The organism is Xanthobacter sp. NM-25, from assembly GCF_022138605.1.
Lineage (GTDB): Bacteria > Pseudomonadota > Alphaproteobacteria > Rhizobiales > Xanthobacteraceae > Xanthobacter.
On the sequence record NZ_JACBFS010000004.1, the window covers coordinates 342,525 to 362,474 of the forward strand.

The window sequence follows — 19,950 nt, forward strand, 5'->3', positions numbered from 1 at the left end:
CGTTGAAATAAGGCACCGGCCTGCGACCGGCGGACGACAAGTCCGGCCGGAGTATCCGGGAAGCCCGGCCGGTGCGCAACGGGCGGGCGCGGCGGCGATGTGCCTGCGATGTGCCCCCGTTGCGCCTCCCCCGTTGCGCGCCCCATGGCCCCGATCGGGCCGGCGTGCTAGCCAGGGGCATGAGCGATACCCCCGCCCCCACCGCACCCATCGGGCCCCTGGCCGATCTCGCCGATCTGTTGCCCGAACGGGGCAGCCTCATCGGCCTCGATCTCGGCACCAAGACCATCGGTGTCGCCACCTCCGATCCCCAGCGCCGGCTCGCCACCACGGTGGAAACCGTGTGGCGCACCAAGTTCACCGCCGATGCCCAGCGCCTGCTGGCGCTTGCCGCCGAGCGGCAGGCGGTCGCCTTCGTGCTGGGGCTGCCGCTCAACATGGACGGCTCCGAGGGCCCGCGCGCCCAGGCGAGCCGCGCCTTCGCCCGCAACCTCGCCAAGCTCACGCCTCTGCCCATCGCCTTGTGGGACGAGCGGCTCTCCACCGCCGCCGTGGAACGGGTGCTGATCTCCGCCGACGTCAGCCGCGCCCGCCGCGCCCAGGTGGTGGACCAGCATGCCGCCGCCTACATCCTGCAGGGGGCGGTGGATTTCCTGCACCATCGGGCGCGGGTGGCGAACGAAAACGGAATGCGTGACCCGGAGTGATTCGGTCCGCACCTGTTCGCGGCGCGTTCGCCGAGTCGTCCCGTTTTGGGACGCTGTCAAGCAACAAGGCGGTTTCGCGCCGCCCGCGAGGGCCTTAAGCAGGGACGTCTTCCCGCCCCAGGCTGCGCCGTTTCATGCTTCTGATCTTCTCCGCCCTCGTCCCGGTCTTCCTGGTCATCGCCCTCGGCGTGGCGCTGCGGCGCACCCTGCTGCCGGATCCGGTGCACTGGGTGGCGCTGGAACGGCTCACCTATTTCATCCTGTTCCCCGCTCTCTTGGTGGTGTCGGCGGTCAAGGCCGACCTCGCGCGGGTGAACATTGTGGCGGTGGCCGGCGCGCTGGTGGGCGCCATCCTGATCCTGTCCGGGCTGATCATCCTGTTCCAGGGCGGCATCCGCAGCCGGCTGGAAGCCTCGGGGCCCGCCTTCACCTCCCTGTTTCAGGGGGCCGTGCGGTGGAACACCTATATCGTGCTGGCGGTCGCCGGCGGGCTCTACGGGGCCGAAGGCATCACCATCGCCGCTTTGGCCCTGGTGGTGATGATCCCCCTCGTCAACATCATCTGCGTACTGGTGCTCGCCACCTACTCGGGCCAGCGGGCTCCGGGCTTTCGCTATGTGGCGGGGCAGATCATCCGCAATCCCTATATCGCCGCCTGTGTCATCGGCGCGGTGCTGAACGTGGCCCACGTGCCGGTGCCGGCGGTGGTGCTGGAGTTCATCGACATCCTCGGCCGCGCCTCACTGGCGGTGGGGCTGCTGGTGGTGGGCGGCGGGCTGGCGCTGCGGCAGATGACGCGGCTGAAGCCCATCGTCATGGCCACCCTGGGGCTGAAGCTACTGGTGAAGCCGGTCATCGCCATCGCGCTGGCGGTGCTGTTCGGCGTCACCGGGGCCGAGCTGGTGGTGGTGGCGGTGGCCGCCGCCGTGCCCGCCGCCCCCGGCGGCTATGTGCTGGCGCGGCAGATGGGGGGCGACGCGCCGTTGATGGCGGAAATCCTCACCATGCAGATCATCGCCGCGGCGGTGACGCTGCCGGTGGTGGTGGCCATCGCCAGCCATCTGGCGGCCTGAGGCCCGGCGAGCGGCGAAAGGGGCGGCGTTGCGCCACCCACTTCGTCTCGCGCGAGAGATCAGCAGGGCGACCAGTAGCCGGCGCCGCCGGGCCCGGTGTTCACCCAGCAGCTGCGCGGACGCGGCGGCGGGGCTTCCAGATAGACTTCCGGCTCCGGCTCCACATAGATGCGGGGTGGCTGCGCATAATAGACCGGCGGCGGCGGGGCCGAGGCGGCACCGGCGATGGCGGCCGCGCCCAGGATGCCCAAAGCGATGCCGGCGCCCACGGCGGCCCCATTGTTGGAGGGCGGCGGCGCGCAGCCCCAGCAGCCGCCATACCAGCGGCCGCGATACCAATAGCCCACCTCGGTGACCGGCGCGCCATGGGCGGCGCTCAGCGCGGCGCGGCCGCTGCCCATGGCGGCGGCGGCCGGTGCGGCCGTGCCGAAGACGGTGGCCGCGGCCAGCGTCAGGGCCAGCGCCCTGCCCTTCAGGCCGGAGCCGGCCGGTCCCCGCGCTTCAATCGGTGAAGTCATGGCGAACATACTCCATTCACACGCGCTGCCCGGACCGGACCGAGGCGGAGCGATGCCCGTCGCCCCGTCGCCATCCCAGGCACGATCGCAGCCTCAGCGCGCCTCGCAGCCAAAGTGTGGCGCAGCCCCGGCGTTTGCGCGTTCCTTTCTTGGACATCGTGAACGCCTCCTGAATCGGACCCGCGGGGGAGAACAAAGCCGATGCGGCTTGCCCCAGGCCTGCGCTGCGGCTATGCCTGCGGCCTGCCATGTCCCCTGCATCTGCACCCGCCCCCGCCTTCACCCTCTCCGGCCGAGACCTGCTCGGCATCGAAGGCCTCACGGCCGGCGAGATCTCGTCTCTGCTCGACCTTGCGGAGGAGTTCGTTGAACTCAACCGGCAGATTGAGAAGAAGCGCACCACCTTGCGTGGGCGCACGCAGATCAACCTGTTCTTCGAGGCCTCCACCCGCACCCAGTCCTCCTTCGAGATCGCCGGCAAGCGGCTCGGGGCGGACGTCATGAACATGTCCGTCGGCTCCTCTTCGGTGAAGAAGGGGGAAACGCTGGTGGACACGGCCATGACGCTGAACGCCATGCACCCGGATATCCTGGTGGTGCGCCACCACGCCTCCGGCGCCGCCGCGCTGCTGGCCCGCAAGGTGGACTGCTGCGTGGTGAACGCCGGTGACGGCGCCCATGAGCACCCCACCCAGGCCCTGCTCGATGCCCTCACGATCCGCCGCAACAAGGGCCGGATCGAGGGGCTGACCGTGGCCATCTGCGGCGACGTGCTCCATTCGCGGGTGGCGCGCTCCAACATCCTGCTGCTGTCGGCGCTGGGCGCGCGGGTGCGCCTCGTCGCCCCGTCCACTTTGCTGCCCGCCGGCATCGACCAGTTCGGCGTCGAGGTCTACCGCTCCATGGAAGCCGGGCTGGAGGGCGCCGACATCGTGATGATGCTGCGCCTCCAGCGCGAGCGCATGAGCGGCTCCTTCGTGCCCTCAGTGCGGGAATACTTCCACTATTTCGGCCTCGACGAGGCCAAGCTGCGCTACGCCGACAAGGATGTGCTGGTGATGCATCCCGGCCCCATGAACCGGGGCGTGGAGATCGACTCGGCCGTGGCCGACAGCCCGCGCTCGCTGATCCGCGAGCAGGTGGAAATGGGCGTCGCCGTGCGCATGGCGGTGCTCGATACCCTGGCCCGGAAGCTGCCCAATGCGTGATGCCCGCTTTTCCGCGCGTGAGCCGCGGCCTCTCCTGCTCGCCAATGCCCGCGTGGTGGATCCCTCCCGCGGCGCCGATTTCCACGGCGACGTGTTCCTCGCCGATGGCGTGATCAAGGACACCGCCTTCGGCCTCGGCGCCGCCGGCATTCCCGACGGTGCCGAGGTGGTGGACTGCGCCGGCGCGGTGGTGGCGCCGGGACTGGTGGACATGCGCGCCTTCGCCGGGGAGCCCGGCTTCGAGCACCTGGAAACCCTCGCCTCCGCCAGCCATGCGGCGGCCGCCGGCGGCGTCACCACCCTGGTGTGCCAGCCCGACACCGACCCGGTGGTGGACGACCCGGCCCTGGTGGACTTCATCCTGCGCCGCGCCCGCGACACGGCGGTGGTGCGGGTGCACCCCATGGCCGCCATCACCAAGGGCCTGCGTGGCGAGGAGATGACCGAGATGGGCCTGTTGAAGGCGGCCGGCGCGGTCGCCTTCACCGATGCCCACACGTCCATCATGAGCGCCCTGGTGCTGCGCCGGGCGCTCTCCTACGCCCGCGATTTCGACGCCCTCATCGTCCACCACACGGAGGATGCGACCCTCTCCAAGGGTGCCATGAACGAGGGCGAATTCGCCTCCCGGCTCGGCCTGCCGGGCATTCCCAAGGCCGCCGAAACCATTGTCCTGGAGCGTGACCTGCGCCTGGTGGCGGGGGTGCGCGGCGCCTATCACGCCGCCGCCCTCACCTGCGCCGAATCGCTGGAGGTGCTGCAGCGGGCCAAGGAAGCCGGCCTGCCGGTGACCGCCTCGGTCTCGGTGAACCATCTGTCGTTCAACGAGATGGATGTGTCCGGCTACCGCACCTATTTCCGCCTGCAGCCGCCGCTGCGGGCCGAGGAGGACCGGCAGGCGCTGATCGCCGCTCTGTCCTCCGGTCTGCTGGATGTGGTGGTGTCGGATCATGTGCCGCAGGACGTGGAAGGCAAGCGCCTGCCCTTCTCCGAGGCGGAGCCCGGCGCCATCGGCCTGGAAACCCTGCTGCCCGCCAGCCTGCGGCTGGTGCATTCCGATGCGGTGGACTTGGTGAACCTGCTGGCGGCCCTGTCCACCCGGCCGGCGGAAATTCTCGGCCTCAACGCCGGAACCCTGAAGCCGGGCGCCCCGGCCGATGTGGTGGTGTTCGATCCCGACATGCCGTTCGTGCTGGAGCCGGGCCAGCTGAAGTCCCGCTCCCGCAACACGCCGTTCGACGAAGCGCGGCTGAGCGGCCGGGTGCTGCGCACCATCGTTGCCGGCGCCGTGGTCTACGAATACGTTTGACCCTGGTCGATCCCTGACCTTCTGCCCCGCGGCGCCGCGCTCCCCGGACCGGAGCGCCGCGGACCTTCAAGACGCCGCCTGAGCGCCCGCCAGATGTGGTGGGCGAGCGGGTGCCAGATCCAGGCCCGCCATGCTCGCTGCCCTTCCGCCGTCGCTGCTGCATCCCCTGGCCCTGGTGTTCGGCTATCTGCTCGGCTCCATTCCATTCGGCCTGCTGCTCACCCGCTCGGCCGGCACCACCGACATCCGCTCCATCGGCTCCGGCAACATCGGCGCCACCAACGTGCTGCGCACCGGGCGCAAGGACCTCGCCGCCTTGACCCTTTTGGGCGATGCGCTGAAGGGCACCCTGGCAGTGCTTATCGCCGCCCATCTGGCAGGCCCGGCCGGTGCGCTGGCGGCCGGCCTCGGCGCCTTCCTCGGCCATATCTTTCCGGTGTGGCTGAAGTTCCGGGGCGGCAAGGGGGTCGCCACCTTCCTGGGGGTGACCCTGGCCCTGAGCTGGCCGGCGGCGCTGGGCTTCGCCCTCGCCTGGCTCGCCGTGGCCGTCCTCACCCGCTACTCGTCGCTGGCCGCTCTGGTGGCCTCGGTGGTCACCGTGATCGTCGCAGCGCTCACCGCCGGCGCGCCCACGGCGCTGCTGCTGGCCGTGCTCACCGTGCTGCTGTGGGCGAAGCACCATGCCAACATCCGCCGCCTGCTGGCGGGAACGGAAGGCAAGATCGGCGCGAAGGGCTGAGGCGGCAGCCATGGCCGGCAAGGCGCGCTCCATTCCCGGCCCCGGCAAAGGCGAACTGCTAAGCCCCGAGCAGCGGCTGGACTGGCTGCGCCTGATCCGCACCGAGAATGTGGGGCCACGCACCTTCCGCGCCCTCATCAACCAGTTCGGCGGTGCGGCCGCCGCCCTGGAGGCGCTGCCGGGGCTGGCCCGCCGCGGTGGCCGGCTCATGCCACCGAGAACCCCGACCCGCGCCGAGGCGGAAGCGGAGGTGGCGGCGCTGGCCCGCGGCAAGGCGCGGCTCGTCGCCCTCGGCGAAGCCGACTACCCGCTGGCCCTGCGGCACCTCGACGATGCCCCGCCGCTGCTGGCGGTGCGCGGGGTCACGGCGCTGCTGCAGCGGCCCATGGTGGCCATCGTCGGCGCCCGCAATGCCTCCGCCGCCGGCCGCACTTTCGCCCAGAAGCTGGCGCGGGAGCTGGGGGCGGCAGGCTGGGTGGTGGCCTCCGGCCTGGCGCGAGGCATCGACACCGCCGCCCATGAGGCGAGCCTGGCCACCGGAACCGTGGGCGTGTTCGCCGGAGGCCTCGCCCGCCCCTATCCGCCGGAGAATCTCAAGCTGATCGAGGCGGTGGCGGAAACCGGCGTGGTGGCCTCGGAAATGCCGCTGACCTGGGAGCCCCGCGCCCGCGACTTTCCCCGCCGCAACCGGCTGGTATCCGGCATGGCCCTGGGGGTGGTGGTGGTGGAAGCGGCGGAACGCTCCGGCTCGCTCATCACCGCCCGGCTCGCCGCCGAGCAGGGCCGCGAGGTGTTCGCGGTGCCCGGCTCGCCGCTGGACCTGCGGGCCGGCGGCACCAACCGGCTCCTGAAGCAGGGCGCCACCCTCGTCACCACCACCGAGGATATTCTCGAGGTGCTCGGCCCCATTGCCGGCCGCCCGCCGCAAGAGGATGTGGAGGCGCCGCGCCCGCCCGCCGAACCGGCCGCCCCGGCGGACGATGTGCGGGCCCGCATCATCGAGCTGCTGGGGCCCACGCCGGTGCTCATCGACGACCTGGTGCGCCTTGCCGCCTGCAGCGTGGCGGAGGTGCAGGTGGTGCTGCTGGAGCTCGACCTGGCGGGTCGTCTGGACCGCCCCGGCGCCGGCCTGGTGGCCCTGCGGTGAGGCGCCTCAGGGCTCGCGCGTGCCTTGCCGGGAGGCCGACGCCGCCTGGCCCGCCTTGCCCCCCTCCAACGAAAGGCTCCGCGCCTCCAGCCGCGCGATCTCCAGGAGATAAGCCAGGGTCAGAAGGCCGCTCGCCCGCGACAGGCGCGACAGCTCGCCGGTCAGCGAGGCCACGTAGGCCGCGACGGCGGAAGGATCTCCGGTAACCGGAGGAACAGATGTGTCATCCATGGACCCGCCCCTTCAGCGACAATCCGTTCGGTCAGAAGACCCGTCATAGCGGTTGATGCAGTTATTTGAACATACTCTAGGTTGTATTCCGCAAGGGGCGGTGCGACCATCTCGCCCCAGTCTCCGCCTGCGCGGGCACCGCCCGGGGTCGCTGGCCCCAGGCGCTGCCCGCGCCGCAGCATTCATCGGCCCGTCGGCCGCGCCTTGGCATTTGACAGGCGGCGTTCCGCTCCCCATGTTGCAGCCCGCCTTATGGGACCCTTGTGACCCGCTAGCGCCGTTTCGACCGCGAAACCGGTGCAGCCCGTCACAAGGCCCGGCTTCGGGGGAGGCCTGTGGCACGACAGGGCAAGATCGTGCGCGGATCCACGGCACCGGCCGCCCCGCGCGATGGCGTCATGGGTGCCGCATCCCTTCCCGTGAGGACCGCGCAATGGGGCCGCGGTCTAATGAGAGACATGGATCGTCATGCAGGTCGTCATCGTCGAATCGCCGGCTAAAGCGAAGACGATCAACAAATATCTGGGTCCGGGCTACGAGGTCATCGCCTCCTACGGCCATGTGCGCGACCTGCCCTCCAAGGATGGCTCGGTGGATCCCGACGCCGACTTCCGCATGCTCTGGGAGGTGGACCCCAAGGCGCAGAAGCGGCTGAACGAGATCGCCACCGCCGTGAAGGGGGCCGACGGCCTGATCCTCGCCACCGACCCGGATCGCGAAGGCGAGGCCATCTCCTGGCACGTGCTCGAGGTGCTGAAGCAGAAGAAGGCGCTCAAGGGCCAGAAGGTCGAGCGGGTGGTCTTCAACGCCATCACCAAGCAGGCGGTGCTCGACGCCATGAAGGCGCCCCGCGCAATCGACGTCGCTTTGGTGGACGCCTATCTCGCCCGCCGCGCCCTCGACTATCTGGTGGGCTTCACCCTCTCCCCCGTGCTGTGGCGCAAGCTGCCCGGCGCCCGTTCCGCCGGCCGCGTGCAGTCGGTTGCGCTGCGCCTCGTCTGCGACCGCGAGCGGGAGATCGAGACCTTCGTTCCGCGCGAATACTGGTCCATCGTCGCCCGCCTCGCCACGCCCCGCGCCGAGGAATTCGAGGCCCGCCTCTCCGGCGCCGACGGCAAGAAGATCACCCGCCTCACCGTGGGCAATGGGGAGGAGGCCAAGGCCTTCCGCGCCGCCCTGGAGAATGCCGCCTTCCGCGTGCGCTCGGTGGAGGCCAAGCCGGTCAAGCGGCACCCCCAGCCGCCCTTCACCACCTCCACCCTGCAGCAGGAAGCGAGCCGCAAGCTGGGCCTCGCCCCGGCCCGCACCATGCAGATCGCCCAGCGCCTCTATGAAGGCGTGGACGTGGGCGGCGAGACGGTGGGTCTCATCACCTATATGCGAACCGACGGCGTCGACATGGCCCCCGAGGCCATCGCCGCCACCCGGGGCACCATCTCCCAGACGTTCGGCCCCCGCTACCTGCCGGGCGTGCCCCGCAAATATACGGTGAAGGCCAAGAACGCCCAGGAGGCCCACGAGGCCATCCGCCCCACCGATCCCCACCGGCACCCCCGGGAGGTGGCCCGCCATCTCGACCCGGAACAGGCCCGGCTCTATGAGCTGATCTGGACCCGCACCGTGGCGAGCCAGATGGAATCCGCGGAGCTGGAGCGCACCACCGCCGATATCGAGGCCAAGGTGACCTCCTCCGGCGCCTCGCGCATCCTCGACCTCACCGCGACCGGCACCGTCGTCAAGTTCGACGGCTTCCTCACCCTTTATCGGGAGGGCAAGGACGACGAGGATGACGACGAGGAGGGACGCCGTCTGCCCGCCATGCGCGCCGACGAAGGCCTCGACAAGCGAGAGATCGTCACCTCGCAGCACTTCACCGAGCCTCCTCCGCGCTATTCGGAAGCCTCACTGGTGAAGCGGATGGAAGAGCTCGGCATCGGCCGACCCTCCACCTATGCGGCAGTGCTCGCCGTTCTGCGCGACCGCGAATACGTCAAACTTGAAAAGAAGAAGCTCTTCCCGGAAGACAAGGGCCGCCTTGTCACCGCCTTTCTGGAGAGCTTCTTCAAGCGTTATGTGGAGTATGACTTCACCGCCGGCCTGGAAGAGAAGCTTGACGAGATCTCGGCCGCCGAGATCGACTGGAAACAGGTGCTACGTGATTTCTGGCGGGATTTTTATGCCGCCATCGAAGCCACCAAGGACCTGCGCGTCTCCCAGGTACTCGACGCCCTGGACGAGATGCTCACCGCGCACATCTTCCCCCCCAAGGCCGACGGTTCCGACCCCCGCCTGTGCCCCACCTGCGGGGCCGGCCGGCTGTCGCTGAAGATGGGCAAGTTCGGCGCCTTCATCGGCTGCTCGAACTATCCCGAATGCCGGCATACCCAGCCTTTGAGCGGCGACGGCGCCCCTGAGGGGGACGGCAAGCGCATCCTCGGCATCGACCCCGAAAGCGGCGACGAAGTGAGCCTGCGCACCGGCCGCTTCGGCACCTATCTGCAATTGGGCGAGGGTAAGGACGGGGAAAAGCCCAAGCGCTCCTCCCTCCCCAAGGGCCTTGCCGCCGCCGACGTGGATCTCGATACCGCATTGAAATTACTATCTTTGCCCCGCGAGATCGGCAAGCATCCGGAGGATGGCGAGCCGATCCTCGCCGGCATCGGCCGCTACGGCCCCTACGTCCAGCACGGCCGCACCTACGCCAATCTGGAAGGCGGTGACGACGTTCTGAACGTGGGCCTGAACCGCGCCGTAACGCTGATTGCCGAGAAGCAGAGCAAGGGCCGCGGTGGCCGTGGCGCTGCCCCGGCGGGTCGCGAGCTGGGGGAACACCCCACCCTGGGCGGCGCGATAACGGTGCGCGCGGGGCGCTATGGTCCTTATGTGAACCACGGCAAGGTCAACGCCACCCTGCCCAAGACCACCGATCCCGAAGGCCTCACCCTGGCCGACGCCGTGGCGCTGATCGACGCCAAGGCCGCCAGCGCCCCGGCCAAGGCCCCGCGCAAAAGCGCGGCCAAGACGACGTCCAAGACAGCCAGCAAGTCGACCTCCAAAACGGCCGGCAAGTCTTCCGCGAAGGCGGGGGAGGACAGTGCGACGGCGACCAAGAAGCCGGCGGCCAAGAAGGCTACCACCAAGGCTACCGCCAGGAAGCCGAGCGTGAAGAAGGCCGGCGCCGCAAAGGCCGCGGTCGATCCCGAGGCCTGAGCGGACCCCGTCCCGCCCCGCGGGACGGACGTGGCTCAGCCGGGCCGGGGCTCACTCCGGCCCGATGCCGCCCTCCTCGGCGGCCACGCGCACCGAGGTGCGCAAGGGGCGTTCGGCCATGGCCCAAAAGAAGCCCAGGCTCACCAGCATCAGCACCGCGAGGGTGGCGAACAGCAGGTGAAAGCCGGCTTCCATGGCCGCCGCGGGCAGGCGCCCGCCCAGCATTTCCACACTGCCCCCGCCCTGCACGCTCGCCACCGCGAGCAGCAGCGCGCCCAGCACCGCCACCGCGGCCGCGCCGCCCAGCTGACGGAAGAAGGTCATGGCCCCGGTGGCGGTGCCCATGCGATGCGGCTCGACGGCGTTCTGGATCGAAACCGTGCACACTGGCAACACCATGCCGATGCCGATGCCCACCACCGCCAGCAGCGCCATCACCACGTCGAGCCGAAGGCCGGTATGGAGCCAGGCCAGGGCAGCGAGGGCGAGAGTCGCCAGCAGCGCGCCCATCAGCGCCGGTGTCTTGTAATGCTCCAGGTGCCGCATCACCCGGCCCACCAGGTTCGCGCCGCACACCACCCCCGCCACCAGCGGAATGAGCCCCAGGCCGGACTGGCTGGCGGAGAGGCCGCGTCCCAGCTCGAAATAGAGCGGCAGGAAGATGGACAGGCCCACCATGGTGCCCACCGCCGCGGTCGCGGCGGGGATCGCCCGGCTCATCACCGGATTGGTGAGAAGGTCGAGGGGCAGAAACGGCTCCGGCGTGCGCCGCACATGCCAGACGAACAGCACCGCGAGCACAGCGGCGGCGCCGCCCAGCAGCAGGATCGGCGTCGACGCCCATGGATAGACGACCCCGCCCCACGACAGGACCAGGAGCAGGCAGAGGCTGCCGAGCATCATCAATCCCGCGCCAGTGTAATCCATGCGATGCCGACGCTCGTGGCGGGGCAGCTGGCGCAGGATGCGATCGGTGGAGACGAGGGCGGCGATGCCGAGCGGCACGTTGATCCAGAAGATCAGCGACCAGTGCAGATGCTCGGCGAAGAAGCCCCCCAGCACCGGACCCGCCACGCTGGAGGCCGCGAAGACGGTGGCGATCTGGCCCTGGTAGCGTCCCCGCTCCCGGGGCGACACCACATCCGCGATGATGGTCTGCGAGAGGGAGATGAGGCCCCCGCCGCCCAACCCCTGCAGGCCCCGCGCCAGCACCAGAACCAGCAAATTCGGCGCCAGCGCGCAGGCCACCGAGGCGACGGTGAACACCGCCACGGACACCAACAGCATCACCCGCCGGCCATAGATATCGCTCAGCTTGCCATAGAGTGGCGTCGCGACAGTGCCGGTCAGCAGATAGGCGGTGGCCACCCACGGCAGGTTGGCAAAATCCCCGAAGGCGGCGCCGATGCTCGGCAAGGCGGTGGCGACAATGGTCTGGTCGAGGGCGCCGAGCAGCATCGCCAGCATGACGCCGAAGATGATGCGGCGCACCGCCAGATGCCCGAGCCCCGCCTCCCCCGCACCAGGGCTCGGGACGGGTTCGCAGGGGACTGGCGAAGACACGGAGGGGCGATGGCAGGTCATGGCGGCGGGGGGCGCGAGGAGCGGTGGCGGTAGCGTCACGCCTCCGCAACGGGCGGAGACGGGCCTGGCCACACTGGAAACTGGGAGGGGAAGAGCCGGACGGCGTGAGAGCGCAGCCGGATCCATTCGGTTCACGTGGTGCAGGTGCGGACCATGCCTCGCGCGAGACGTGTATACAAGTGTGCAGCACCGCCCGGTGCGCAGACCCTCGCGCGGGCGCGTGCGCAAGGCGCATGACTGGGCCCGGGTGCCGGGGTCAGCCCACCGGCGAAGGCGCACCGTCCACGGGCGTCGCGGCAACGGGCACCTCCGCCACCGCCGCCCGCACCGGATCCGCCGGCGTGGCGCGATGCACGAGATCGTGAATGAAGCCCAGCTTGGCGACCACCCCGGGTCCAAGCACGAACGGATAGGCATCGGCCATGCCCAGGCAGCGGTTCAGGCTGTTGAGCGCGAAGGCAATGGGCAGCCACGCATCCACCAGCTGCGAGATCTCATAGGCACGATAGGGATTGAAGTTCACCTGCGCGCTCAGATCGCCCTTGCGATCCAGCCGCGGCTGCACGCTCATGCCGAAGGCGCCAGCCATCTCCAGCGTATCGACGATGTGCACATAGTGCTTGAAGGTCTCCGCGAAATCCTCCCACGGATGGGCGGTGGCGTAGGCGGAAACATGGTTGGCCCGCCAGTCCGCCGGCGGCCCCGCCTGATAATAGGCCTCGAGCGCCGCACCATAATCCCGGCTCTCATCGCCGAACATCTCGCGGAAGGCGGGGATCCGTCCGCCATCGCGAACCAGGACGTTCCAATAATAATGGCCCACTTCGTGACGGAAGTGGCCGAGCAGGGTGCGATAAAGTTCGCCCAGGTCGTTGCGGCGCTGTTCGCGCTCCGCGTCATCGGCCTCCGCCAGGGCGATGGTGACAAGGCCTTCATCATGCCCCGTCATCACCCGTGGCGCCTGCGGATCGGGCGCGTCGGCCAGGAAATCGAAGCAGAGGCCACCCTCGCGATCCTCATTGCTCTGCAGCGGCAGCCCCAGGCGCAGCAGGGAATAGATGAGCCGGTGCTTGGCCACCTCGATCTTCTGCCAGCGCCGCAGCTGCTGCGGATCGCCCAGGTCCGGCACCGTGCGATTGTGGCGACAGGCCTGGCAATAGGCACCTTCCTGCTCGGCCGGCACCAGCCAGTTGCAAGCATCATAGGCGGTATTGGCGCAGAAGCGGAAGCGCCGCTGATCCACCCCCACCGCACGCCACACGTCGCCATCGGCTTCCAGCTCAACGAGAGTGTTGAGGTCCGGAACGAAGCCCAGGCCATGGCCACACTTCTCGCACCGCCGATTCTCAAAATAGAGCAACTGGCCACAGACATCGCAGCGGAACAGGCGCATGATGCTCCCTCACTCGCAGTATTTCAGGCTAGAGCCCTAGCATATATCGCCGGTGAGGGAGCACCGGTTCCTGCTTCCCGGGAAATATTCGCAACGCAACATGCACCACGAGTGCATTGCGGCAGTGCCCTGCGCCCTTGTCTTGGCGCTCACGCGCCAGCAGAGTGCCCGTCTGTCATCCTGCGGCGCCCACCCTCTCAGGCTCGTGCCTGGCGACCCAGGCCTCCCGCTCCACACCCTGCGACCCATGCCCAGCGACCCACGCCCCACGCCCAGCGACCTATGCCCATGACCGCAACGTCTCTCTTCACCATCGGTTACGAGCAGACCACACCCGGCGCTTTCCAAAGCGCGTTGGCCGAGGCGCAGGTCGACCTGCTGGTGGATGTGCGGGCGGTGGCGGCCTCGCGGCGGCCCGGCTTCTCCAAGACCGCCCTCGCCACGACAGTCAGCGCGCAAGGCATCGGCTATGTGCATCTGCGCGCCCTCGGCACGCCGAAGGAGGGCCGCCTGGCCGCCCGCACGGGCGATCACGCCACCCTGATGCGCATCTATGACGCGCACCTGGCGACCGCGCCGGCGCAAGCCGCATTGGCGGAGCTGGCCAGCCTCGCCCAGGGCCGGCGCGTGTGCCTCATGTGCTATGAGCGCCATGTGGAGGGCTGCCACCGGCTGCGTCTCGCGCAATGGCTCTGCACGCGCTTCGATGCAGCCGCCACCCATCTGGTGGCGGCGCCATTCTAGCCGGGGCCCGGCCCCTCATTCGGCGAGGGCGGCCCGGGCCTCCGCCAGCAGGCGTGGGGTATCCACATCGAGAAAGGCTCCGGCGCCGGTGGCCTCCACCTCCGCCACCGCCTCCTGGTTTTCCGCCAGCAGATGGCGCGCCCCCACATCGCCTTCCAAGGCCATGAGCGCTGGGAAATAGCGTCGCGACCACAGCACCGGATGGCCCCGCACGCCCGCGGCAACCGGCACCACGATCAGCCGCCCGGCGGCGGGGGCATGGGCGGCCATCAGCCGGTCCAGCAACTGCGGCTCCATCAGGGGCATGTCGCCCAGAACCACCAGCGCACCGGCCGCCTCCTCGGGCACCGCGGCCACCCCGGCCCGCAGCGAGGAAGCCATGCCGCTGGTGAAGGCCGCATTGTGCACCAGCTGCACCGGCAGGCCCTTGAGCGCCGCCGCCACGTCCGCCCCCTGATGGCCGGTGACGACGATGACCGGCCGCGCCCGCGACACCAGCGCCGCCTTGGCCACGCGCCGGATGACCGGTTCGCCGGCCACCTCCGCCAAAAGCTTGTTGGTATCGCCGCCCATGCGCGAGCTGCGGCCCGCCGCCAGGATCACCGCCGCAAAGCCCATGCTCTCGTCCTCCGGCTCCAGGCGGGGCGCGGGCCGGCTGGCGATCTCGCTCAGAAGGCCGCCGCAGCCCAAGCGGCCGATGTCGGCGGCGCTCACAGCAATGCCAGCCAGCAGCCGCATCAGGATCCAGTCGAAACCATTCTCCTTGGGGCTGCGCGCGCAGCCGGGCGCGCCCAGAACCGGCACCTCCCCCATCTGCCCCAGCAGCAGCAGATTGCCCGGATCCACCGGCATGCCCAGGCGGATCACCTGCCCGCCGGCCGCCTCCAGCGCCGCCGGCACCACATCGCGTCGATCTGCAATGGCCGAGGCGCCGAACACAATGACCAGTTCCGCCCCCTCCGCCACCACGTCGCGCAGGGCGTCGCGCAGCGGCTCCGGCGCGTGGGCGCAGTGTCGGGTGGTGCAGACGTCCGCCCCGGCCCGCGCCAGCCGCGCCCGCGTCACCGCCACGGTCTTCGCCATCACCTTTTCCGCAAAGCCGGGCAGCACGGTGGAAATGAGCGCCACCCGGCGGAGCTGAAACGGCGCGACGGACATCAGTCCCGGCGCCACCTGCGCCGCCGCGTTCACCAAAGGCCGGGCCACCGCATAGGGAATGACCTTTACCGTGCCCACCAGCTCGCCTGCCGCCACCGCCCGCAGATCCGGCAACGTCGCCAGGGTGATGGCTTCATCCACGCTGTTGAAGGCATCCACCGCCACGCGGTCGGCCCGCAGCACCCCGGCGCAGGTGGCGTAGAGATTGGCGCGGCCGGTGAAGGGCGCGTCCACCCGCACCTGGTCGCCCACAACGGCGTCAGCCAGGATGCGCGCCGCCGTATCCTCCGGCAGGTCGTCCGCCTCCAGGCGGGCCGCCACCACCGTGCGAAACCCCGCCCGCTCCAGCTCCACAAGCTCGCGGGCGCTGAGACGGCTGCCTTTTTTGATCAGCAGCCCGTCGAGCCGCACCGAATGCGCGGCGATGGCCCCTTCGGCCTCGGCGAGCGGAAGCGGTCCGAATTTCACGCCGCCGCCTCCGCCGCCTGCGACGGACGCGGCTTGCGCAGGGCCTGGATGACCTCCGCCAGCACCGCCACGGCAATCTCGGGCGGGCTCGCCGCGCCGATATCGAGGCCGATCGGCGCATGCAGCCGCGCCAGCGTCTGCGCATCGAACCCATGCGCGGCCAGGCGGTCCAGCCGCTTGGCGTGGGTCCGCCGCGAGCCCAGCGCGCCGATATAGAAGCAGCCGGCCTTCAGCGCCTCCACCAGGGCCGGATCGTCGATCTTGGGATCATGGGTCAGGGCCACCATGGCGGTGAAGGGATCAAGCCCATAAGCCGGCAGCGCCACATCCGGCCACTCGGCGATCACCGGCACCTCGGGAAACCGCTCGGCGGTGGCGAAGGCGGTGCGCGGATCGAGAATGGTGGTGTCGAAGCCGGCGATGGCGGCCATCGGCGCCAGCGCCTGCGAAATATGCACGGCGCCGATCACCAGGAGCCGCGGGGCGGGAATCTCCACCGTGAGGAAGGCGCGCTCCGCCCCCTCCCCCACCACGCCGCTGCGCCCGCTCGCCAGCGCCGCGCGCAGGGCCGGTGCCAGCGGATCGTCCGCCACCTCTGCCGCCCGCACCAGCCGCTGATCGCCACTGCCGAGGGCGGTCACCACGACACAGGCGCGACGCACGGCACGCTCGGCATTGAAGGAAGCAAGCAGATCGAGACGCATCACATGGCCCTTTGCGGTCGCTCAGGCGACCAGCTCTGAAGGAAGCGGGATCGCACGGGGATGCTCCACCAGCAACATTCTTCTTCCCGAACGAACATAACGACAGACACGCGGCAACCGGAAGGGCGGGCCGTTCACATCACCGGCTCGACATACACGCAGATCCGCCCGCCGCAGGACAGGCCCACCGTCCAGGCCGCCTCGTCCGCCACGCCGAACTCCAGCGTGCGGGGCTGGCCGGACGCGATGACGTCGATAGCCTCATTCACCACTGCGCCTTCCACGCACCCACCGGACACCGAGCCGAGAAAATTCCCCGTCTCGTCGATCACCAGATGGCTGCCCACCGGCCGCGGCGCCGAACCCCAGGTTTCGAGCACGGTGGCCAGTGCCACCCCGCGCCCGTCCCGCCGCCAGCGCTCGGCTGCGGCCAGCACATCGTCTTCCCGCGCGAACATGCGCTTCTCCTCGCCACCGGTGGCGTCATTCCGGACGCCGCCGGCCTCAATCTGGTGCAAATCACCCTATCCCTCTATAGATGCGCCGATCATCCTGCTGGCGCCAGCCCCTATGCGTGGCGCCGGCGGTGTCGCGCACCGCCGCGCGGCCGCCGAGAGCCCGTCATGTCCCGCACCGCTTTGCCCCCGCCTAACGTCCACGCCCTTCCCGCGCTCGCGGCCCCGACCCTGCGCAGCGCCGACGAGCTGGTGCAGGCGGGCCTTGCCCCCACGGCGGCGCGCACGGAACTGGATGCGGTCGGCGCGCGCTATGCGCTGGCGCTCACCGCGACCCTGGCGGACACCATCGACCGGAGCGATCCAGCCGACCCCATCGCCCGTCAGTTCGTGCCCGACATCCGCGAACTGGAGATCCAGCCCGAGGAACGCGCCGACCCCATCGGCGATGACGCCCATTCCCCGGTTCCCGGCATCGTCCACCGCTACCCCGATCGCGCCCTGCTGAAGGTGATCGGCGTGTGCGCCGTCTACTGCCGCTTCTGCTTTCGCCGGGAGATGGTGGGCCCGGGCGCGCAGAACCTGCTCTCCCCGGCGGCGCTCGAAGGGGCGTTCGCCTATCTGGCGGCGCATCCGGAGATCTGGGAGGTGATCCTGACCGGCGGCGACCCCTTCATGCTGGCGCCGCGCCGCATGGCGGACGTGGTGGAGCGGCTGGCCGCCATTCCCCACGTGAAGGTCGCGCGCTTCCATACCCGGGTTCCCATCGCGGCACCGGAGCGCGTCACCGCGGAGCTGGTGGCGGCCCTGCGCGCGCCGGGCCTCACGCCTTATGTGGCGATCCACGCCAACCATGCGCGCGAGCTGACCCCGGCCGCGCGGGACGCCATCGCCCGCATGGCCGATGCGGGCATTCCGCTGGTGTCGCAGACAGTGCTGCTGCGCGGCGTGAACGACGACGTGGCCACCCTGGCGGCGCTGTTCCGCGCCTTGGTGGAATGCCGGGTGAAGCCCTATTACCTGCATCATCCCGATCTTGCCCCCGGCACCCGTCATTTCCGGCTGCCGATCGCCGAGGGGCAGGCGCTGATGCGAGCGTTGCGCGGGCGCCTCTCCGGCCTCGCCCTGCCCACCTATGTGCTCGACATCCCCGGTGGCGCCGGCAAGGTGCCGCTGCTGCCGAACCATCTGGAGCCGGAGGGCGAGCGGCTGCGAGTCACCGACAATTGCGGCGGCGTCCACCTCTATCCACCCGAGGCGTGAGCCGGCGCTGCGTTGACGGCGGTCAATGCCTCGGGCCACGCTAGCGGCTAGAAGCGGCTCATAAGACCATAAGGGAGCGTCAAGGCCATGTCCGAGATCCTCGAGCAGACCACCGCCACACCCAAGCGGCCGTCGCCACAAGTCCCCAAGATGAAGGCGGCCATTTTCGTCGAGAACAACCGCATCGTCCTCGACGAAAAGCCAATTCCCGATGTGGGGCCGCTGGATGCGCTGATCCGCATCACCACCACCACCATCTGCGGCACCGACATCCACATCCTCAAGGGTGAGTATCCGGTGGCCAAGGGCCTCACCATCGGTCATGAGCCGGTGGGCATCATCGAGAAGCTGGGCTCGGCGGTGGAAGGCTTCACGGAAGGCCAGCGGGTGATTGCCGGCGCCATCACCCCCTCGGGCTATTCCAACGCCTGCCTGTGTGGCTGCGGCTCCCAGGATGGTCCGCGCATGAAGCACGGCTTCAAGCCCATGGGCGGCTGGCGCTTCGGCAACACCATCGACGGCGCTCAGGCAGAATATCTGCTGGTGCCCGATGCCATGACCAACCTCGCGCCGGTGCCCGAGCTGCTCTCCGACGAGCAGGTGCTCATGTGCCCGGACATTATGAGCACCGGCTTTTCCGGCGCCGAGCACGGCAAGATCCAGATCGGCGACACCGTGGCGGTGTTCGCCCAGGGCCCCATCGGCCTGTGCGCCACCGCTGGCGCGCGCCTCATGGGGGCGAGCCGCATCATCGCCGTCGACCGCGTGCCGGCGCGCCTGGAGGTGGCCCGCGCCATGGGCGCCGACGAGGTGGTGGACTTCTCCCAGGTGGACCCGGTGGAGGAGATCCTGCGCCTCACCGACGGGCGCGGCGTCGACGTGGCCATCGAGGCGCTCGGTCGCCAGGAAACGTTTGAAGCGGCGCTGCGCATCCTGCGGCCCGGCGGCACCCTGTCGTCGCTCGGCGTCTATTCCTCGGATCTGCGGATCCCTCTGGACGCCTATCATGCGGGCCTGGGCGACACGACCATCGTCAATTCCCTGTGCCCCGGCGGCAAGGAGCGGATGCGCCGCCTCATGGACGTGGTGGCATCGGGGCGGGTGGACGCCCGCGCCCTGGTGACGCACCGCTTCAAGCTGGACGACATCGAAGCGGCCTATGACCTGTTTGGCCATCAGCGCGATGGCGTGCTCAAGGTGGCCATCACTCCTTAGGTGGCAGGCGGCGCCGGCCACCCGAGCCGGAGCCGCGCCCCTCATCAACGCGATGCCTCCGGATGGTCACGGAGGTATCTTTCCCCAGGGAGATGGTCCGCCTAGGATCGTCAGGCCCGCCGGCAGCCTGCCGGAGTGAAGAGGATGACGCGGAATGCACCCATTTTTCCTTGGCCGCAGCGGCTTTCTTCTCGGCTTGGCGGTCGGCGCCGGGGCCATCGCCTTCGGCCCCCGGGTGCTGCGCGTCGCGCGCCCTCTCGCCAAGGATGCCGCCGATGCCGGCAAGGCCGGCTATGAGGCGGCCCGCGATGCCGCTGCGAAGACTGGCACCGAAGTCAAGGAGCTGGTGAGCGAGACCGCTGGCGAGATCAAGGCTGCCGCCGGCAAGATGGCGACCGCCGTCGCCGCCGCCACCCGCCGGGCGCCGGGTCAAGCCGCGGAGGCGGCGCATGACGTGGTGACCGAGGTGGTGGATGTGGCGCCCGCCGCGCCCCGCCGCGCCCGCACTGCGCGCCCCAGCCGTTCCCGCTCCAGCGCCCGCAAGGTCGATCTGCCGGCGGTGCCGGTGCCGGCCGGCGAGGCGGAGGCCGTCGTCGCCCGCCCGGTGGCCACCCCGCGCCGGCGCAGCGCCGCCAAGACCGCATCGGCGAAGGCCACCACGGAAGTCGCCACCGACGTGAGCGCTGCCAAGCCGACCGCCGCCTCTGCCAGCAAGGCCGCGCCGCGCAAGGCGGCCCCCCGCAAGCGCGCGGCCAAGCCCGCCACGCCGGCGGTGACCGAAGCACCCAGCGCGGCGGTGACACCGGACGAGAAGGCCTGAACCG

General features: G+C 70.1%; 18 protein-coding genes. 11 read left to right on the forward strand and 7 right to left on the reverse strand.

Annotation, left to right across the window (positions count from 1 at the left end; all coding sequences use genetic code 11):
* Positions 1-179: 179 nt before the first annotated feature.
* Together ruvX and MEU52_RS13325 are read left to right on the forward strand one after the other, a co-directional pair.
* Complete coding sequence (gene ruvX / locus MEU52_RS13320) at positions 180-707, forward strand: Holliday junction resolvase RuvX (protein ID WP_238122767.1); 528 nt, start codon at positions 180-182, stop codon at positions 705-707.
* 134 nt (positions 708-841) lie between these two features.
* Positions 842-1,780, forward strand: coding sequence for an AEC family transporter (locus MEU52_RS13325; protein WP_238122768.1), 939 nt, complete (start codon positions 842-844; stop codon positions 1,778-1,780).
* A gap of 59 nt (positions 1,781-1,839) precedes the next feature.
* On the opposite strand, the gene MEU52_RS13330 is transcribed toward MEU52_RS13325, so the two are convergent.
* Positions 1,840-2,298: a hypothetical protein gene (locus tag MEU52_RS13330; RefSeq protein ID WP_238122769.1), complete on the reverse strand. Its 459-nt coding sequence runs from the start codon at positions 2,296-2,298 to the stop codon at positions 1,840-1,842.
* Between the two features lie 248 nt (positions 2,299-2,546).
* Here MEU52_RS13330 and MEU52_RS13335 point away from each other — a divergent pair, with 248 nt between their 5' ends.
* The 4 genes from MEU52_RS13335 to dprA all read left to right on the forward strand — a co-directional run bounded on the left by MEU52_RS13335 (position 2,547) and on the right by dprA (position 6,701).
* Positions 2,547-3,506 (forward strand): aspartate carbamoyltransferase catalytic subunit, encoded by a 960-nt coding sequence (locus MEU52_RS13335; protein WP_238122770.1) that lies wholly within the window; start codon positions 2,547-2,549, stop codon positions 3,504-3,506.
* A complete protein-coding gene (locus tag MEU52_RS13340) occupies positions 3,499-4,815 on the forward strand; it encodes a dihydroorotase (protein WP_238122771.1) in 1,317 nt (438 codons plus the stop codon). The genes MEU52_RS13335 and MEU52_RS13340 overlap by 8 nt, the downstream gene beginning before the upstream one ends.
* 130 nt (positions 4,816-4,945) lie before the next feature.
* On the forward strand, positions 4,946-5,554 hold the full coding sequence (plsY, locus tag MEU52_RS13345; RefSeq protein ID WP_238122772.1) for a glycerol-3-phosphate 1-O-acyltransferase PlsY: 609 nt from the start codon (positions 4,946-4,948) through the stop codon (positions 5,552-5,554).
* Positions 5,555-5,564: 10 nt separating this feature from the next.
* Positions 5,565-6,701, forward strand: coding sequence for a DNA-processing protein DprA (gene dprA / locus MEU52_RS13350; RefSeq protein ID WP_238122773.1), 1,137 nt, complete (start codon positions 5,565-5,567; stop codon positions 6,699-6,701).
* Between the two features lie 6 nt (positions 6,702-6,707).
* Here the strand turns inward: dprA and MEU52_RS13355 are convergent, their stop codons facing one another.
* Positions 6,708-6,932, reverse strand: coding sequence for a hypothetical protein (locus MEU52_RS13355; protein ID WP_238122774.1), 225 nt, complete (start codon positions 6,930-6,932; stop codon positions 6,708-6,710).
* A 468-nt stretch (positions 6,933-7,400) separates the two neighbouring features.
* Here MEU52_RS13355 and topA point away from each other — a divergent pair, with 468 nt between their 5' ends.
* Positions 7,401-10,142: a type I DNA topoisomerase gene (gene topA, locus MEU52_RS13360; RefSeq protein ID WP_238122775.1), complete on the forward strand. Its 2,742-nt coding sequence runs from the start codon at positions 7,401-7,403 to the stop codon at positions 10,140-10,142.
* Positions 10,143-10,193: 51 nt separating this feature from the next.
* On the opposite strand, the gene MEU52_RS13365 is transcribed toward topA, so the two are convergent.
* Both MEU52_RS13365 and MEU52_RS13370 read right to left on the reverse strand, forming a co-directional pair.
* Positions 10,194-11,633 (reverse strand): MDR family MFS transporter, encoded by a 1,440-nt coding sequence (locus MEU52_RS13365; protein ID WP_238122776.1) that lies wholly within the window; start codon positions 11,631-11,633, stop codon positions 10,194-10,196.
* 349 nt (positions 11,634-11,982) lie between these two features.
* Positions 11,983-13,119: a zinc-binding metallopeptidase family protein gene (locus MEU52_RS13370; RefSeq protein WP_238122777.1), complete on the reverse strand. Its 1,137-nt coding sequence runs from the start codon at positions 13,117-13,119 to the stop codon at positions 11,983-11,985.
* Between the two features lie 288 nt (positions 13,120-13,407).
* Between MEU52_RS13370 and MEU52_RS13375 the strand changes: the two genes are divergently transcribed.
* Complete coding sequence (locus tag MEU52_RS13375) at positions 13,408-13,863, forward strand: DUF488 domain-containing protein (protein ID WP_238122778.1); 456 nt, start codon at positions 13,408-13,410, stop codon at positions 13,861-13,863.
* Positions 13,864-13,878: 15 nt separating this feature from the next.
* On the opposite strand, the gene MEU52_RS13380 is transcribed toward MEU52_RS13375, so the two are convergent.
* The 3 genes from MEU52_RS13380 to MEU52_RS13390 all read right to left on the reverse strand — a co-directional run bounded on the left by MEU52_RS13380 (position 13,879) and on the right by MEU52_RS13390 (position 16,651).
* Entirely contained in the window at positions 13,879-15,489 is a 1,611-nt protein-coding gene (locus tag MEU52_RS13380) for an NTP transferase domain-containing protein (RefSeq protein WP_238122779.1), read from the reverse strand.
* Positions 15,486-16,193 carry an XdhC family protein gene (locus MEU52_RS13385; protein ID WP_238122780.1) on the reverse strand — a complete coding sequence of 236 codons (708 nt, stop codon included), beginning with the start codon at positions 16,191-16,193 and terminating at the stop codon, positions 15,486-15,488. Before MEU52_RS13385 ends, MEU52_RS13380 begins: the two co-directional genes overlap by 4 nt.
* 134 nt (positions 16,194-16,327) lie before the next feature.
* Positions 16,328-16,651 (reverse strand): XdhC family protein, encoded by a 324-nt coding sequence (locus tag MEU52_RS13390; protein ID WP_238122781.1) that lies wholly within the window; start codon positions 16,649-16,651, stop codon positions 16,328-16,330.
* A 165-nt stretch (positions 16,652-16,816) separates the two neighbouring features.
* Here MEU52_RS13390 and MEU52_RS13395 point away from each other — a divergent pair, with 165 nt between their 5' ends.
* The 3 genes from MEU52_RS13395 to MEU52_RS13405 all read left to right on the forward strand — a co-directional run bounded on the left by MEU52_RS13395 (position 16,817) and on the right by MEU52_RS13405 (position 19,946).
* A complete protein-coding gene (locus MEU52_RS13395; protein ID WP_238122782.1) occupies positions 16,817-17,911 on the forward strand; it encodes a lysine-2,3-aminomutase-like protein in 1,095 nt (364 codons plus the stop codon).
* A gap of 87 nt (positions 17,912-17,998) precedes the next feature.
* Entirely contained in the window at positions 17,999-19,126 is a 1,128-nt protein-coding gene (locus tag MEU52_RS13400) for an NAD(P)-dependent alcohol dehydrogenase (RefSeq protein ID WP_238122783.1), read from the forward strand.
* Positions 19,127-19,280: 154 nt separating this feature from the next.
* Complete coding sequence (locus tag MEU52_RS13405) at positions 19,281-19,946, forward strand: hypothetical protein (RefSeq protein WP_238122784.1); 666 nt, start codon at positions 19,281-19,283, stop codon at positions 19,944-19,946.
* Positions 19,947-19,950: the final 4 nt, after the last annotated feature.

What these genes read in the sequence shown, in the direction of transcription:
- plsY (WP_238122772.1), top strand. Translation starts at nt 4,946, where the DNA reads ATGCTCGCTGCCCTTCCGCCGTCGCTGCTGCATCCCCTGGCCCTGGTG.
- MEU52_RS13395 (WP_238122782.1), top strand. Translation starts at nt 16,817, where the DNA reads ATGTCCCGCACCGCTTTGCCCCCGCCTAACGTCCACGCCCTTCCCGCG.
- topA (WP_238122775.1), top strand. Translation starts at nt 7,401, where the DNA reads ATGCAGGTCGTCATCGTCGAATCGCCGGCTAAAGCGAAGACGATCAAC.
- MEU52_RS13325 (WP_238122768.1), top strand. Translation starts at nt 842, where the DNA reads ATGCTTCTGATCTTCTCCGCCCTCGTCCCGGTCTTCCTGGTCATCGCC.
- MEU52_RS13340 (WP_238122771.1), top strand. Translation starts at nt 3,499, where the DNA reads ATGCGTGATGCCCGCTTTTCCGCGCGTGAGCCGCGGCCTCTCCTGCTC.
- MEU52_RS13400 (WP_238122783.1), top strand. Translation starts at nt 17,999, where the DNA reads ATGTCCGAGATCCTCGAGCAGACCACCGCCACACCCAAGCGGCCGTCG.
- MEU52_RS13370 (WP_238122777.1), bottom strand. Translation starts at nt 13,119, where the DNA reads ATGCGCCTGTTCCGCTGCGATGTCTGTGGCCAGTTGCTCTATTTTGAG.
- MEU52_RS13335 (WP_238122770.1), top strand. Translation starts at nt 2,547, where the DNA reads ATGTCCCCTGCATCTGCACCCGCCCCCGCCTTCACCCTCTCCGGCCGA.
- ruvX (WP_238122767.1), top strand. Translation starts at nt 180, where the DNA reads ATGAGCGATACCCCCGCCCCCACCGCACCCATCGGGCCCCTGGCCGAT.
- MEU52_RS13375 (WP_238122778.1), top strand. Translation starts at nt 13,408, where the DNA reads ATGACCGCAACGTCTCTCTTCACCATCGGTTACGAGCAGACCACACCC.
- MEU52_RS13390 (WP_238122781.1), bottom strand. Translation starts at nt 16,651, where the DNA reads ATGTTCGCGCGGGAAGACGATGTGCTGGCCGCAGCCGAGCGCTGGCGG.
- MEU52_RS13330 (WP_238122769.1), bottom strand. Translation starts at nt 2,298, where the DNA reads ATGACTTCACCGATTGAAGCGCGGGGACCGGCCGGCTCCGGCCTGAAG.
- MEU52_RS13405 (WP_238122784.1), top strand. Translation starts at nt 19,281, where the DNA reads ATGCACCCATTTTTCCTTGGCCGCAGCGGCTTTCTTCTCGGCTTGGCG.
- MEU52_RS13355 (WP_238122774.1), bottom strand. Translation starts at nt 6,932, where the DNA reads ATGGATGACACATCTGTTCCTCCGGTTACCGGAGATCCTTCCGCCGTC.
- dprA (WP_238122773.1), top strand. Translation starts at nt 5,565, where the DNA reads ATGGCCGGCAAGGCGCGCTCCATTCCCGGCCCCGGCAAAGGCGAACTG.
- MEU52_RS13385 (WP_238122780.1), bottom strand. Translation starts at nt 16,193, where the DNA reads ATGCGTCTCGATCTGCTTGCTTCCTTCAATGCCGAGCGTGCCGTGCGT.